This window comes from Bradyrhizobium sp. CCGB12, from assembly GCF_024199845.1.
GTDB lineage: Bacteria > Pseudomonadota > Alphaproteobacteria > Rhizobiales > Xanthobacteraceae > Bradyrhizobium.
Window position 1 is genome coordinate 8,559,517 of sequence record NZ_JANADO010000001.1, and the last position, 15,578, is coordinate 8,575,094.

The window sequence follows — 15,578 nt, forward strand, 5'->3', positions numbered from 1 at the left end:
GCGGAAAACTGTTTTCCTTGACATGAAGTCTGCCGTGCTCGACGTGTAACGACGTCGCGTGACGACACGTTGCGTGCCGTTGCGAAAAGAACAAGCAGCACGGGACAGACGCCATGAACGCGGGCCTCAACGAGGAGGATTACCTCGCCACCTTGCGGGGCCTGTGGGACAAGGCCTGGCCCAGGGACATGCCGCGCTTGCCGAACTATCTGCATGGCGAAGTTCCCCTGACGGAATATCTGCGCGCCTGGGCGAAGCGCAGTCCCGATCACCCCGCCGTGATCTTCTACGGCCATGTCACCACCTACGCCGAGCTCGACCAGCAGAGCGACCGCTTCGCCGCGCTGTTGCAGTCGAAGGACGTGGGCAAGGGTGACCGCGTTGCGGTGTTCCTGCCCAACTGTCCGCAATTTCACGTCGTGTTCTTCGGCATCCTCAAGCTCGGCGCGGTCCATGTCCCCGTCAGCCCACTGTCGCGTGCATTCGAGCTGTCCTACGAGCTCAACGACACTCAGGCCGAGGTGATCGTCGCGCTGGACCAGCTCATCCCCGTCGTCGAGCAGGTCAGGAACGAGGTACGGCTGCGCGAGATCGTCGTCACCAGCTTTGCCGACGTCGTGCCGGCAGCGCCGGCATTCCCCACGCCGGACTCAATCCGCGCGCCGCGCGTCGCAGTCGACGGTGCGACTGATCTACTGCCGGCGCTCGCCGCTCTACCCGCACCGACGCCGCTGCCGCCGCCCGGCCTCGACGATGTCGCCGCGCTGAACTACACCGGCGGCACCACCGGCATGCCCAAGGGCTGTGTCCATACCCATCGCGACATGGTCTATACCGCCGCAGCCAATTACGGCATCTCGGTCCTGTCGGACGAGAGCAGCGTGTTCCTATCGTTCTTCCCCGAATTCTGGATCGCGGGCGAGAACTTTGGCCTGATCTTCCCGCTGTTCTCCGGCGCGACGCTGGTCCTGCTCGCGCGCTGGGACGCCGTCGGCGCGATGGCTGCGATCGACAAGTACAAGGTCACGATCACGGCAATGCCGGTCGACGGCGCGGTCGAGCTGATGGACCATCCGCGCTGGAGCAAGTTCGACCTGTCGTCGTTGAAGCAGGTGCGCGTGGTCTCTTTCGTCAAGAAGCTCAACGCCGACTATCGCAGGCGCTGGAAGGACCTCACCGGCACGATCCTGATGGAGGCGGCCTGGGGCATGACGGAAACCCACACCTCCAACACTTTCACGGCCGGCTTTCAGGACGACGATTTCGATCTCAACAACGCGCCGATCTTCGTCGGCCTGCCGGTCCCCGGCGCCGAGTTCAAGATTACCGACTTCGAGACCGGCGAATTGCTGCCGCTCGGTGCTGAAGGCGAGATCCGCGTGCGTACGCCGTCGCTGCTCAAGAGCTACTGGAACAAGCCGGAGGCGACCGCAGAGTCCCTCGTTGACGGCTGGTTGCGCACCGGCGACATCGGCACTATCGACAAGGATGGTTTCCTGCACTTCCTCGGCCGCCGCAAGGAGATGCTCAAGGTCAAGGGCATGAGCGTCTTCCCGCCGGAGATCGAAGCGCTGCTGGGACAGCATCCGAAGGTGCTGGGCTCGGGCGTGGTCGGGCGCGACGATCCCGACAAGGGGCAGGTGCCGGTGGCCTATATCCAGCTCAAACCGGAGGCGGTCGGCACCATCTCCGCGGAAGATCTGCGCGCCTGGTGCGCCGAGCGCATGGCCGTCTACAAGGTTCCGGAAGTCCGCATCATTGAAGCCCTTCCGCTGACGGCGACGGGCAAGGTGAGGAAGCAGGACCTCAATCCAAACCTGCCTGCTGCCGTCTGAGTGAGAGCTACGATGTCGTTCAAGAAGCTCCTGATCGCCAATCGCGGCGAGATCGCCATCCGCATCGCGCGTGCCGCGGCCGATGCCGGCATCGCCACGGTCGCGATCCATCCGGCCGACGATGCGCTGTCGCTGCATGTCCGTGTTGCTGACGAAGCCATCGAGATCCCCGGCCGTGGCGCGCGGGCCTATCTCGACATCGATGCGGTGGTGAAGGCGACGAAGGCGGCCAGGTGCGATGCCGTGCATCCCGGCTACGGCTTTCTCAGCGAGAATGCCGGGTTCGCGAAGGCCTGTGCCGATGCGGGTATCGCTTTCGTCGGGCCGCAGCCGGCGGCGCTCGAACTGTTCGGCGACAAGGTCGCGGCACGGCAACTGGCAAAGCGCTGCGGCGTGCCGATCATCGCCGGCACCAGCGGGCCCTCGTCGCTGGCCGAGATCACGGCGTTCTTTGCGTCCCTCGGCAGCAACGCGGCGATCGTCATCAAGGCGATGGCCGGCGGCGGCGGTCGCGGCATGCGCGTGGTCGAGGATGTTGCCGATCTTGCGGAGCATTATGCGCGCTGCCAGTCCGAGGCCAAGGCGGCGTTCGGCTTCGATGGCGTCTATGCCGAGCGACTGATCCGGCAGGCGCGCCACATCGAGGTGCAGATCATCGGCGATCGCCACGGCGAGATCTCGCATCTCTGGGAACGCGAATGCACGATCCAGCGCCGGCACCAGAAGCTGGTCGAAGTGGCGCCGAGCCCCTCGCTCAGCGAGGCCCTGCGGGGCCGTATCATCGAGGCAGCGAAGCAGCTCGCGGCCGCCGCGTCCTACGACAGTCTCGGCACGTTCGAGTTCCTGGTCGACGGCACTGCCGAAGACAGCTTTGCCTTCATCGAGGCCAATCCGCGGCTCCAGGTCGAGCACACCGTGACGGAGGAAGTGCTCGGCCTCGACCTCGTCCGCGCCCAGCTCGCGGTTGCCGCAGGGAGCTCGCTTGCTTCCCTCGGCCTTGCGCAGGGGACTATGCCGAAGCCGCGCGGCTATGCCATGCAGCTCCGCGTCAACATGGAGACGTTGGACGAGACGGGCGCGACGCATCCGACCGGCGGCCTGCTCGCCGTGTTCGAGCCGCCGTCGGGGCCCGGCGTTCGCGTCGATAGTTTTGGTTATGCCGGCTACAAGACCAGCGCCGCCTTCGATTCGCTGCTCGCAAAGGTCATCGTGCATACGCCGGGCGAAGCCTGGCATGACGTCGTCGCCAAAGCCTCGCGTGCGCTGCGCGAATTCCGGATCGACGGCGTCGTCACCAACATTCCCTTCCTTCAGGCGGTGCTCGCACATCCCGATTTCAGGACCAACCGCATCGCGACCGACTTCATCGATCGCAACATCGCAAAGCTCGTCGAGACGGCCGATGGCGCGGCCAAGCCACTGTATTTCGCGGCGACCGAGCGAAGCGGCCACGGCACCGAGACGCACGTCGCGCAAGCCGTGCCCGAAGGTGCGGTGTTGGTCGCCGCGCCCTTGCAGGGGACCATCGTCACCATCCAGGTGAAGGAGGGCGAGATCGTCCGCCCCGGCCAGCAGCTTGCCGTGATCGAGTCCATGAAGATGGAGCATCTCGTCATGGCGGAGCAGGGCGGCCGCGTCATGAAGCTCGTTGCCGGCGACGGCGTCACGTTGATGCACGGCGAGCCGATCCTCTATCTCGAACCGCTCGACGTCGCGGCTGATAGCACGGCGGCGGAAGCCGATATCGATCTCGAGCACGTCCGCCCCGATCTCGCCGAGCTGATCGGCCGCCAGGCCAATACGCTCGACGAAAATCGCGCCGCCTCGGTCGAGCGCCGCCGCAACACCAACCAGCGCACCGCGCGCGAGAATGTCGCGCAGCTCGTCGATGCCGGCTCGTTCATGGAATATGGCAGCCTTGCGATCGCAGCGCAGCGCCGCCGGCGCAAGCTCGACGATCTCATCAAGAATACGCCGGCCGATGGCCTCGTCATGGGCGTTGCGACGGTCAATGCCGAGAAGTTTGGTCCGGAGGGCGGCCGCTGCATCGTCGTGGCCTATGACTACACCGTGCTTGCGGGCACGCAGGGCCACATGAACCACAAGAAGATCGACCGCATGCTGACACTGGCGGAAGACTGGCGCGTGCCGCTGGTGTTCTACGCCGAAGGCGGCGGCGGCCGGCCCGGCGACACCGACCGCCTCGGCATGACCGGGCTGGACGGCCCGTCCTTCGTGCAGTTCGCAAGGCTCTCGGGCCTCGTGCCTGTGGTCGGTGTCGTTTCCGGCTATTGCTTCGCCGGCAACGCCGCGATGCTCGGCTGCTGCGATGTCATCATCGCCACCAAGAACGCTTCGATCGGCATGGGCGGACCTGCCATGATCGAGGGCGGCGGTCTCGGCGTCTATCATCCGGCCGAGGTCGGCCCTGTTACGTTTCAGGCGCCGAACGGCGTCATCGACATTCTCGTCGAGGACGAAGAGCAAGCGACGCGCGTTGCGCAGAAATACCTGTCCTATTTCCAGGGCGCGGTCAGCGACTGGCAGGCTGCCGACCAGCGGCTGCTGCGCCGCGCCATCCCCGAGAACCGCCTGCGCGTCTACGACATCCGCAGCGTGATCGATCTCGTCGCCGACAAGGATTCCGTGCTGGAGCTGCGCCGCGATTACGGCGTCGGCATGATCACCGCCCTGATCCGCATCGAGGGCAAGCCGTTCGGCCTGATCGCCAACAATCCGCGTCATCTCGGTGGCGCCATCGATGCCGATGCCGGCGACAAGGCCGCGCGCTTTCTCCAGCTCTGCGACGCCTTCGATCTGCCGATCGTTTCGCTCTGCGACACGCCCGGCTTCATGGTCGGCCCGGAAGCAGAGAAGACCGCGATCGTGCGCCACGTCTCGCGCATGTTCGTGACAGGCGCGAGCCTCACCGTACCGCTGTTCGGCATCGTGCTGCGCAAGGGCTATGGGCTCGGCGCGCAATCGATGATCGGCGGCGGCTTCCACGCCTCCTTCTTCACCGCGGCCTGGCCGACCGGCGAGTTCGGCGGCATGGGGCTCGAAGGCTATGTCCGCCTCGGCTTCCGCAAGGAGATGGAGGCGATCGCCGACCCCGAGGAGCGCGAGACCTATTACCGCAACAAGGTCGCCGAGCTCTACGCCAACGGCAAGGCGGTCTCGATCGCCTCTGTGTTCGAGATCGACAACGTCATCGACCCCGCGGAGACGCGGCGCTGGATCATGGCGGGCCTGCGCTCCGTGCCGAAGCCGCCCGTGCGGACGGCGAAGAAGCGGCCCTGCATCGACACGTGGTGAGGGCAGTGCAGCAATTCAGCGCTGCTTGAGGCAATCCATATCCACATCGTCATGCCCGGGCCTGTCCCGGGCATCCACGCTCCTTCGCACGCGTGGCAAAGGCGTGGATGGCCGGGACAAGCCCGGCCATGACGACCGCTGAGGCAGTGTGCCATGCAGCTGCGGCCCGGTTCCCTTGACATCCCCATCCGCGGTGCCAGACTTTGCACAATAATTCAGGGTGGAGACGTCCGCGATGGCCAGCCTCTCGGCCTCGAACCATGTCGCCCGTGTCTTGTCCGTCGCCGACCACGTGGCCGACGTCGATGCCTCTTCGCGGATTGCCAATTCCTGGCGGCGCTGCCTGGTCAATCACAAGCTCGATCCGGCCCGTCAGGGCCCGCCCCAGACGCTGACCGAAGCCGAAATCCGGCATGCCGCCGAACCGATGGAGCAGCTGATCCGGCTCGCGACGCCGGAGCTCGAAAACCTCGCGCGGGTCCTGCGCGAGGCCGGCTATTGCGTCAATCTCGCGGACCCCAGCGCAACGGCTCTGCTCAGCTGGCTGCCCGGCGCCGCCGATGCCGACATCTTCCTGCGTTGGGGTGTCTATACCGGCTCGAATTTCTCGGAAAGCTTCGAGGGGACCAACGGGCTCGGCACCGCGCTCGCGGAGGAGAAGCCGATCCTGGTGCATCGCGACGAACATTTTCGCGAGCAATGGGGCATCTTCTCCTGCGCGGTGGCGCCGCTGTTCGACCCGACCGGCCGCATCGCGGGTGCCGTGAACATCACCTCGTGCCGCGGCGATCTCAGCCGCACCGCGCATCAGCTTGCGCTCGCAGTCACGATGGAGGCGACGCGCCGCATTGAGGATGCGATCTTTCGCGATCATTTCCGCAACGCCTGGATCGCGCGCGTGCCGGGCGGCGGCGGCGATAGCGGCCTGCTCGCCTATGACGACGACCGGCGTGTCGTCGGTGCCTGCCGTTCTGCGCGCGCCCTACTGAGCCTCACCGATGGCACGATCGCATCCGGGATCGATCTGTCGCGCTTCATAACGTTCGATCATCAGGGCACGCGTGGCGCGGATGATGTGGTCGAGCTGCGCCGCGCCGACGGCCGTGCCTTGGGCCAGGGCCGTGTCGCGCCGCCGCTGCGCGCAAGGTCGTCCACGCGCCCGCTTGCGCCGCGCCGCGATGCACCCGTCGATCGCTTCGACGCGCTCAATCGGCTTGCCGGCCGCGATCCCGGGCTGATCAAAAGCGTAAAACGGCTCCGGAGCATCGGCGATCACAATCTGCCGGTGCTGCTGCACGGCGAGACCGGCGTCGGCAAGGACGTGTTCGCGCGCGCCATTCATGCGGCGAGCAACCGCGCGCGCAACCATTATGTCGCGCTGAACTGCGCGGCGATGCCGGAGAGCCTGATCGACGCGGAGTTGTTCGGCTACGAGACCGGCGCCTTCACCGGCGCGCGGCGCGACGGCTCGAAGGGCCTGATCGTGCAGGCCGATGGCGGCACGCTGTTCCTCGACGAGATCGGCGACATGCCGATCGCGCTCCAGACCCGCCTGCTGCGCGTGCTGGAGAACCGCGAGGTCTGGCCACTCGGCGCGCTCAAGCCCGTAGCCGTCGACATCCGCCTGATCAGCGCCACGCATCGCGATCTCGGCCGCATGGCCGAGGCGGGCGCCTTCCGCGCCGACCTCTATTTCCGCCTGCGTGGCATGGAGGTGCGCTTGCCGGCCTTGCGCGAGCGTGCGGACCGGGATGACATCATCCGCCAGATCGCATGCGAGGAAGCACCGAACTGCCGCCTGTCGGACGAAGCCTGGGCCTTGCTGTCGGCCTATCCCTATCCCGGTAACATGCGCCAGCTCCGCCACGTGCTGCGGCTTGCCGGCTGCACGGCGGAGGATGGGGTGATTACCGACGCCGACCTCGATCTGCCGCCGTTCGGCGGCAGGGCAGCGGAGACTGATCTCGCAGCGGCCGAGCGCGCCACGATCGTCGAGGCGCTGCGCAAGCACGGCGGCCGCGTGACCGAGGCAGCACGCGCGCTCAAGCTCAGCCGCGCGACTCTCTATCGGAAGATCAAGGCGCTCAAGATCGACACGGGCTCGTCCTAAACGAGTTTCCGCGGATCGGGTCTTGCCGAAAGATCTCCGGAATTCTCGTGCAGCTTGCGTGAGCGGGTGCCGAAGCACTCGCGTGACCATGCACTTCACCAATAGCGAGAAGGAGAGGATTCGATGGAGGAGATCGAAGTCTTTCTGGCTGTCATTGAAGCTGGCAGTCAGACCGCGGCCGCGCGGCAACTGGGACGGTCGCTCCAGTCCGTCAACCGGGTCCTTTCCGCGCTGGAGCGCAGTGTCGGTGTCGAACTGGTCCGGCGAACCACCCGGCAATCAGTCGCGACAGAAGCGGGACTGGCGTTCTACCATCGTGTCAAGCCGGCCTACGCGGAGATCAACGAGGCTAGGCTGGAAGCGGCCAATCGGCGTATCGAGCCATCCGGCCTGTTGCGCGTTGCCGCGCCTGTTCTGTTCGGATCGACTCACGTCGTGCCGGCGATCGCCGCATTCATGGCGCGCTATCCGCGGATCGAGGCAGATCTCCACGTGTCCGATCGGCCGATCGACGTCGTCGGGGATGGTTTCGACCTCGCGGTCCGGATCAGGGAATTGCCGGATTCGTCGCTGAAGGTCCGGCGGCTCGGCGAATTGCGTACGGTCGTGTATGGCGCGCCCGGCTATTTCGCACGCCATGGCCGCCCACGGCATCCCGACGATCTGGCCGACCATCAATGCATCATGCGCGACACCGGCCGGGCAAACACGGACATGTGGCGCTTCCAGCTTGGCGGCGAGGTGAAGACGGTGCCGGTGAACGGCCGCTTTCGAGCCGACCATACCACGGCTCTGCATACCGCCGCCTGTCATGGCATCGGCGTCGGCTATGGTCCCTTCTGGCAGATCCGCGATCTCGTCGATCATGGAGCACTGGAGATCGTGCTGGAAGATTTCGAGGCGCCCAGGATGCCGGTGCACGCCGTGTTTCCGCCGAGCGCGATTCCGCCCGCCAAGACCCGTCTCTTCGTGGATCTGCTGGCGGAGAAGTTGAAGCACGAGCGGCTTTGACGCCGGCGCCAATGATCTCTTTGCGCGTGCGCGGTTCCGGAACACGTCATTCTACCGGCTGGCGGGAATGTCTATCCCACGGCGCGCCGGTTGTCCCGGCAAGCAGTCGATCGCAGCTTCAAGTGCGGGGCACATCCACCCGGCGCTGCGCAAAGGACTGCACCATGACTCCCAATCGACGTACACTCTTGCACGCGGGCGTTAGCGTTACCGCAACGCTCGCTTCCGCCACCTTCGCCGGTCAGCCGCAAGGGGCGCACGACCCACGACCGCCCAAGGCCTCACTTGCGGACGACGTAGAATCTCGTGCGGCGGCCGCGCGGGATTTCGGCCACATCATTTGCAGGCGGCCGCGGGCCGTCTGCAGGCCCGCGACCAGCGGCGAGGTCGCCGACGTCTTGCGCTGGGCAAAACAACAGGGGCTGAAGGTTGCGGCACGTGGGCAGGGCCATGCGACCTATGGCCGGGCCATGGCCGAAGACGGCATCGTATTGGATCTCGGCGCGCTGACAGCAATCCATCGGATCGAGCCGGACCGCGTCGTCGTTGACGCCGGAGCGACCTGGCACACGGTGCTCGACGCGACGCTAGCCAAGGGACTCGTCCCGCCGGTCCTGACCAACTACCTCGGCCTCTCCGTCGGCGGCACGCTCGCCGTTGGAGGGATCGGCGGGTCGTCGTCCCGGCATGGGCTCCAGACCGACCAGGTTCTGGAACTCGACATCGTCACCGGTGAGGGCGTGGAGCTGACCTGCTCGCCGGCTTCGCATGCTGAACTCTTCGATGCCGTTCGAGCCGGCCTTGCGCAATGCGCGATCATCACCAGAGCGACGCTCGCGCTGATGCGCGCACCCGAACGTGTCCGGCGTTATGTGCTGTACTATCCCGATCTTGCTGCACTGACCGCCGATCAGCGACGCGTCCTGGCGGAGTCGCGCTTCGATCAGTTGCAGGGCGCCGTCGTGCCCGACGGGACCGGCGGCTGGCGCTATCAACTGGAGGCGGGTGTCTTTTACGGCGGCAGTAAGCCGCTCGACGAAAAGGCTCTGCTTGCTGGCCTGTCCGACAAGCACGAGACCGCTTCCGACATGGCTTTCGGCGACGACGCCAATGTGTTCGCAAAGCTCGAAAAGCTTCTGCGGTCGAATGGCCAATGGTTCAATCCGCATCCCTGGCTCCTGACCTATTTGCGCGGCAGCGACGCGCTCGAGGTCGCAAGCGAGGTCATTGCCGGGCTGAACGGCGATGATCTCGGCCCGTTCGGGCGGATCACCTACTACCCGATGTTAACGGACGGATGCCGTACGCCCCTGCTGCGATTGCCTGACGAGCGCGTCGTGTTCCCGTTCAATCTCATCCGCATCCCGGTGTCCGCGGACAAGGCGAACGCAGACCGGCAGGTCGCTCGCAACCGTATGCTGTACGATCGTATTCGCGGCGCGGGCGGCATGCTGTACCCGGTCAGCGCGCTTGCGATGTCGCCACGGGATTGGGAAGATCATTTCGGCCCAAGATGGACGCTGCTGCGCGAAGCCAAACGCCGTCACGATCCGGGTGGTATCCTCACGCCCGGATATGATCTGTTCTAGGTCAGGAGAAATCCGTCCAGCTCAAATGCCGCGAATCGAGGTCGCCGACCGAAACGACTTCGCGCATCTCCCGCGGCGTGTGGAAGCTGCTGCGTAGATATACGAGCGGCGCGGCCCCATCATAATGCGACACGCCGCGCACCTCGCCGACGAAGATCGAATGCGTCTTGGTCTCGAACTCCTGCGCCAGCACGCAGTCGAATGCCGCGACTGCGTCCGTCAGCACCGGCGCGCCGGTCTCGCCCCGCGCCCACTGTCCGAAGGCAAAACGGTCGTCGCCGTTGACGCCCTTCTGACCGCTGAAGGTGAGGGCGAGCAGGGCGTGATCCTCGTGCAGGAAGTTGATCGCGAAGGCGCCTTCCTCGCGAATGCGCCGATGCGCGCTGGCGTTGCGGTTGACGCAGACGATCAGCGATGGCGGATTGTCGGAGAGCGAGCAGGCCGAGGTTACCGTCAATCCCGTGCGCTTGCCGTGCTCGGCGCCGACCGTCACCAGCGCGACCGCGCCGGCGCATTGGCGCATCGCCTGCTTGAAATCCTTGGCGTCGACCGTCACGCGGAAATCTCCGGAAGTGGGTGGGTGCGGCACGATCGCGCCGCACCCATTGGCGGTCAAGCCGCCTTCTTCGCGGAGCCGAGATGCGTCAGGCGCGGCATCACCTCGTTACTGAGCAGCGACAGCGAGTGATGCCAGGCTTCCGCCTTGTGCTTGTAGTCGAAGCCGAACACCAAGAGCACGCCGAAGCCGCCGACCTCGTCGTAGATCTTCTCGATCTTCTCGGCGACCGTCGACGGCGAGCCGACGATCCAGTTCCGCTTGGCGCAATATTCGACCGTGACGTCGCTGTCGGGCACGTCGGGCGCGTGCTTGAGATAGTCCTTGAAGCCGAAATGCCCGAGCAGCGGCAGGAAGTATTCGCTCATCATCCGGCCCATCATGTCGCCGGTCGAGAGCTTCCAGGCCTCTTCATCGGTGTCAGCAACGAAGACTTCGCGCACCAGTCGCCAGTCCTGCCGGTTCGGCTTGCGCCCGGTCTTGGCGGCGCCGATCTCGACCGAGTCCCAATGGCTGCCGACATAGGCCGGGTTGAGGTTGAGGCTCATCGGGATGAAGCCGCGCTCGCCTGCTAGCTTCAGCGTGTCGGAGTTCTTCGATAGTCCTGCAACGCCGATTGGCGGATGGGGTGCCTGGAGCGGCTTGATGTGCGGCTTGAGGAAGTCGAACATCGTGTCCGGCTTGGTCACCGTCCAGAACTTGCCCTTGTGGGTGAACGGGGCCGGTTCGGTCCACAGCTTCAGGATGATTTCCAGCGCTTCGCGCGTCATGTCGCGGTTCTGTCCGCTCATGCCGTCGACGTTGAACATCGCCCAGTCGCTCGGTAGCCCCGAAGCCGCGACGCCGAAATTGAGCCGGCCCTCGGAGAGATGGTCGAGCATCGCGACTCGGTTAGCGAGCTCGGCCGGGTGGTGATAGGGCAAGAGGAAGCCGCCGGGTCCGATGCGCAAGCGCTTGGTCTGCATCAGCGCCTGCGCGATCAAGAGGTCCGGCGTGGGGTTGGGTTCCCACGGCGCGGTATGGTGCTCGCCGACCCAGGCTTCCTGGTAGCCGAGCTCGTCGAGCCAGCGCATGACTTGCAGGTCCCAATCGTTTCCTTCCTTCAAGCCGCACTCCGGCGGATGCGAAGGCATCGTGAAATAGCCGATCTCCATGGGTCTCCTCATCTGATGTTGACGCGTCTTGTTGCGCGGTTCACGGATCCGAGTGGGGAGGCTCCAGCAAGGGATGTGCCAGCGCGATAGGGGCTCAGGCTTGCGAGAAAGAGCTGGTTTGCGGCCGCAATAGCCGATATCCCGGGGCAGACTTGCAAGGCGTCGTCTCACTGTCGCGAGACGGCGTCTTGGCCGTGAGACGAGGATACGCGTTGAGATGACCGAACCGGCCTATGTCGCGGTAGACTGGGGCACCAGCAGCTTCAGGCTCTGGCTGATCGACCTTGCCGGCCAGGTGCTGGCGGAGCGTCGCAGCGGCGAGGGGATGCTGGCTGCGGCCAAGGCCGGTTTTCCCGCCGTGCTGCAATCGCATCTTGCGGCGGTCGAGGCGCCGGATCATCTGCCGGTTCTCGTCTGCGGCATGGCCGGCGCCAAAACCGGCTGGGTCGAGGCCGGCTATGTCGACACGCCGGCGCCCCTGGCGGCCATCCTGAAGCAGGCCGCACTTGTGCCGGGCGAGGCGCGCGACATCCGCATCCTGCCGGGCATCGCGCAGCGCGATGCAAAAGCTCCGGACGTGATGCGCGGCGAGGAGACGCAATTGCTCGGCGCGCTCGGTCTCGATACCGCCGGCGAGGCGCTGGTCTGCATGCCCGGCACGCATTCGAAATGGGTTCGGGCGAAGGACGGCATTGTCGAACATTTCTCCACCTTCATGACCGGCGAGCTCTTCAGCGTTGTCTCGCGCGAGACGATTTTGTCGCTTGCGGTTGCCGGCGCCGATGACGCCGAAGACGTCGCAAGCTTCAAGACGGCGGCGGTTGCAGCGTTCAAGGCTCCGGCCTTCGCCACCAATCTTCTGTTCACCGCGCGGTCGCGTCAGCTGCTGTTCGGCGGCACGCCGGCCGCGGCGCGCGAAACGCTGTCGGGAACGTTGATCGGTGCCGAGCTCGCTGCAGGGCTTGCCGGCACTGTGCCGAAAGCAGGCGTCACGCTGATCGCCTCGGGGCGGCTTGCAATGCTGTACTGGCTCGCCTTCGATGCGTTGTCGGTGGCGGCGACCCCGATCGATGCGGATGAAGCGGTCCGCCGCGGGCTATCGATGGCGGCTGCGGCGATCTGGACGAAGTGAGAGGATGACCGAGATGAGCGTTCCCTTTCCGCCGATGAAGCGCCCGCTGGTCGCGATCCTGCGCGGCGTCAAGCCAGAGGAAGCCGAGGCGATCGTCGGCGTGCTGATCGAAGCGGGCATGACCGCGATCGAGATTCCCTTGAATTCGCCCGATCCGTTTCGCTCGATCGGGCTCGCGGTGAAGCTCGCGCCGGCCGGCGTGCTGATCGGCGCCGGCACGGTGCTGACGGCGGCAGACGTCGATCGTCTCAACGATGTCGGCGGCAAGCTCATGGTCTCGCCGAATGTCGATATGGCAGTGCTGGCGCGCGCGCATCAGCACGGCATGGTAACGATGCCCGGCGTGTTCTCGCCGACCGAGGCGCTGCTGGCGGCGCGGTCGGGTGCCTCGAGCCTGAAGTTCTTTCCGGCGAGCGTGCTCGGTGCGTCCGGCATCGCCGCGATCCGCGCCGTGCTGCCCGCGGGCGTGATGATCGCCGCCGTCGGCGGCGTCTCCGACCAGAATTTTGCGGAGTACATCAAGGGCGGCGTGACAGCGTTCGGGCTCGGTTCCAGCCTCTACAAGCCGGGCATGTCGGCCGCCGATGTCGCGGCATGTGCGAAAACGACCATCGCGGCCTACGATCGGGCGATTGCGAAAGACTGAGCTTGTGATGAACAAGCCGTGATGGCGTCACGGTCGTGCCTTATCCTATCTTGCCTACCGGCGAGATCAGGAGGCCGACATGGCGATCAACAACATAGCCGATCTGTTCGTGGCAACGCTCGAACAGGCCGGCGTCAAGCGCATCTACGGCATCGTCGGCGACAGCCTGAACGGACTTACCGAGGCGCTGCGCCGCCGCGGCACCATCGACTGGATCCATGTCCGCCACGAGGAGGTCGCGGCGTTTGCCGCCGCCGGCGAGGCCGAGATGACGGGAAGCCTTGCGGTGTGCGCCGGCTCCTGCGGCCCCGGAAATCTGCATCTGATCAACGGCCTGTTCGACGCGCATCGCAGCCGCGTCCCTGTGCTGGCCATCGCGGCGCAGATCCCCTCGGCCGAGATTGGTGGCGGCTATTTCCAGGAAACCCACCCGCAGAACCTGTTCAGGGAATGCAGCCATTATTGCGAGCTGGTCTCCGATCCGAGCCAGCTTCCTTACGTGCTGGAGAACGCCATTCGCGCGGCGGTGGGCCTGCGCGGCGTCGCCGTCGTCGCCATGCCTGGCGATGTCGCTTTCCGTAGCCCACCCAAGCGCGCGCTGTCGACGACGCGCGGCCTTGCGCTGGCGCCGCCGAAGGTCGTACCGCAGGCCGATGAGGTGAAGGCTCTTGCGGATCTCCTCAACGGCGCCGAACGCATCACCCTGTTCTGCGGCCGAGGCTGCGCCGGCGCGCACGCGCCGCTGATGCAGTTGGCCGAGGCGCTGAAGAGCCCGATCGTGCATGCGCTCGGCGGCAAGGAGCATGTCGAATACGGCAATCCCTACGACGTCGGCATGACCGGCTTCATCGGCTTCTCCTCGGGCTATGCGGCGATGCACGCCTGCGACGCGCTGGTGATGCTCGGGACTGATTTTCCCTACAAGCAGTTCTTCCCGACCGATGCGAAGGTGGTGCAGATCGACATCCGTCCGGAAAATCTGGGACGGCGGTGCAAGATCGATCTCGGCCTCGTCGGCGACGTCAAGCTCACCATCGAGGCGCTGCTGCCGTTATTGAAGACCAAGACGCAGCGCAAGCATCTCGACGACGCCATCGCGCATTACAAGAAGGCCCGCGAAGGGCTCGATTCGCTCGCCAAGGGTACGCCGGGGACCAAGCCGATCCATCCGCAATATCTCGCAAAAGTCATCAGCGACCATGCGAGCGATGATGCGGTGTTCACCGCCGATGTCGGCACGCCGACGGTGTGGGCGGCGCGCTATCTCGACATGAACGGCCGCCGCCGACTGATCGGCTCCTTCGTGCACGGCTCGATGGCGAACGCCATGCCGCAGGCGATCGGTGCGCAGGCCGCGCAACCCGGCCGCCAGGTCATCTCGCTCTCGGGCGACGGTGGTTTCACCATGCTGATGGGCGATCTGATCACGCTGACGCAAATGAAGCTGCCGGTAAAGGTGGTCGTCTTCAACAACGGCGTGCTCGGCTTTGTCGCGCTGGAGATGAAGGCCGCGGGCTTCGTCGACACCAATGTCGATCTGGACAACCCCGATTTCGCCGCGATGGCGCGCGCGATGGGCATCTTCGCCAAACGCGTCGAGGACCCCGGCGAGCTCCCCGGCGCGATGAAGGAGATGCTCGCCCACAACGGGCCGGCGCTGCTCGACGTCGTCACTGCCAAGCAGGAGCTGTCGATGCCTCCGACCATCACGCCCGAGCAGATCAAGGGTTTCAGCCTCTGGGTGCTGCGCGCGGTGATGAACGGCCGCGGCGACGAGGTGCTCGATCTCGCCAAGACGAATCTGCTGCCGCGTTAGCCCCGCTTCACCGAAGGCGCGGGCAGCCGCTCGTGGCGGTGCTGGAAGCGCTGCCAGTGCAGCACGATGCCGATCAGCAGCGCCGGTACGAAGCCCAGTGCGATCAGGAAATGCGGCAGCTGTGTCTGTGAGACGAACGCCATGGCGATATCGGAGATCAGCCACAGTGCTGCGAACATCACCGCAAAATCAAGGCGCGGGCAGCGGAGGTAATAGAACACGGCGGTGATGACGGTGGCGGGCCCGATCGCAATGGCGATCATCACCGCTGTCAGCTCCTTCGGTGTCAGTGCGTCGAGCACCATCGCGGCCAGCAGCCAGAGTGCGGCGAACATGGCGATGATGTCGAGCGGATGCCGCAACCCAATACCTCTCGCGGGGAACACGCTATCGTTGTGGCCCCAGACCCCGGCC

Annotated in this window: 11 protein-coding genes; 8 read left to right on the plus strand and 3 right to left on the minus strand. The window is 65.6% G+C overall.

What is annotated here, in order from left to right:
* Window positions 1–113: 113 nt before the first annotated feature.
* The 5 genes from NLM27_RS39415 to NLM27_RS39435 all read left to right on the plus strand — a co-directional run bounded on the left by NLM27_RS39415 (window position 114) and on the right by NLM27_RS39435 (window position 9,860).
* Entirely contained in the window at window positions 114–1,835 is a 1,722-nt protein-coding gene (locus NLM27_RS39415; protein ID WP_254148391.1) for an AMP-binding protein, read from the plus strand.
* A 12-nt stretch (window positions 1,836–1,847) separates the two neighbouring features.
* A complete protein-coding gene (locus NLM27_RS39420) occupies window positions 1,848–5,150 on the plus strand; it encodes a carboxyl transferase domain-containing protein (RefSeq protein ID WP_254148392.1) in 3,303 nt (1,100 codons plus the stop codon).
* Window positions 5,151–5,385: 235 nt separating this feature from the next.
* A complete protein-coding gene (locus NLM27_RS39425) occupies window positions 5,386–7,260 on the plus strand; it encodes a sigma-54-dependent Fis family transcriptional regulator (RefSeq protein WP_254148393.1) in 1,875 nt (624 codons plus the stop codon).
* A 123-nt stretch (window positions 7,261–7,383) separates the two neighbouring features.
* On the plus strand, window positions 7,384–8,271 hold the full coding sequence (locus NLM27_RS39430; RefSeq protein WP_254148394.1) for a LysR family transcriptional regulator: 888 nt from the start codon (window positions 7,384–7,386) through the stop codon (window positions 8,269–8,271).
* A 164-nt stretch (window positions 8,272–8,435) separates the two neighbouring features.
* Complete coding sequence (locus NLM27_RS39435; RefSeq protein ID WP_254148395.1) at window positions 8,436–9,860, plus strand: FAD-binding protein; 1,425 nt, start codon at window positions 8,436–8,438, stop codon at window positions 9,858–9,860.
* 1 nt (window position 9,861) lies between these two features.
* Here NLM27_RS39435 and NLM27_RS39440 read toward each other — a convergent pair whose 3' ends face one another.
* Together NLM27_RS39440 and NLM27_RS39445 are read right to left on the minus strand one after the other, a co-directional pair.
* Window positions 9,862–10,416 (minus strand): flavin reductase family protein, encoded by a 555-nt coding sequence (locus NLM27_RS39440; protein WP_254148396.1) that lies wholly within the window; start codon window positions 10,414–10,416, stop codon window positions 9,862–9,864.
* A 56-nt stretch (window positions 10,417–10,472) separates the two neighbouring features.
* Entirely contained in the window at window positions 10,473–11,570 is a 1,098-nt protein-coding gene (locus NLM27_RS39445; RefSeq protein WP_254148397.1) for an LLM class flavin-dependent oxidoreductase, read from the minus strand.
* Between the two features lie 217 nt (window positions 11,571–11,787).
* Between NLM27_RS39445 and NLM27_RS39450 the strand changes: the two genes are divergently transcribed.
* The 3 genes from NLM27_RS39450 to poxB all read left to right on the plus strand — a co-directional run bounded on the left by NLM27_RS39450 (window position 11,788) and on the right by poxB (window position 15,164).
* Window positions 11,788–12,702: a 2-dehydro-3-deoxygalactonokinase gene (locus tag NLM27_RS39450; protein WP_254148398.1), complete on the plus strand. Its 915-nt coding sequence runs from the start codon at window positions 11,788–11,790 to the stop codon at window positions 12,700–12,702.
* Window positions 12,703–12,715: 13 nt separating this feature from the next.
* Window positions 12,716–13,348, plus strand: a complete 633-nt coding sequence (locus NLM27_RS39455; protein ID WP_254148399.1) for a 2-dehydro-3-deoxy-6-phosphogalactonate aldolase — start codon at window positions 12,716–12,718, stop codon at window positions 13,346–13,348.
* A 79-nt stretch (window positions 13,349–13,427) separates the two neighbouring features.
* Window positions 13,428–15,164, plus strand: a complete 1,737-nt coding sequence (gene poxB / locus NLM27_RS39460; RefSeq protein ID WP_254148400.1) for a ubiquinone-dependent pyruvate dehydrogenase — start codon at window positions 13,428–13,430, stop codon at window positions 15,162–15,164.
* On the opposite strand, the gene NLM27_RS39465 is transcribed toward poxB, so the two are convergent.
* Window positions 15,161–15,526: a hypothetical protein gene (locus NLM27_RS39465; RefSeq protein WP_309144810.1), complete on the minus strand. Its 366-nt coding sequence runs from the start codon at window positions 15,524–15,526 to the stop codon at window positions 15,161–15,163. The genes poxB and NLM27_RS39465 overlap by 4 nt on opposite strands.
* Window positions 15,527–15,578: the final 52 nt, after the last annotated feature.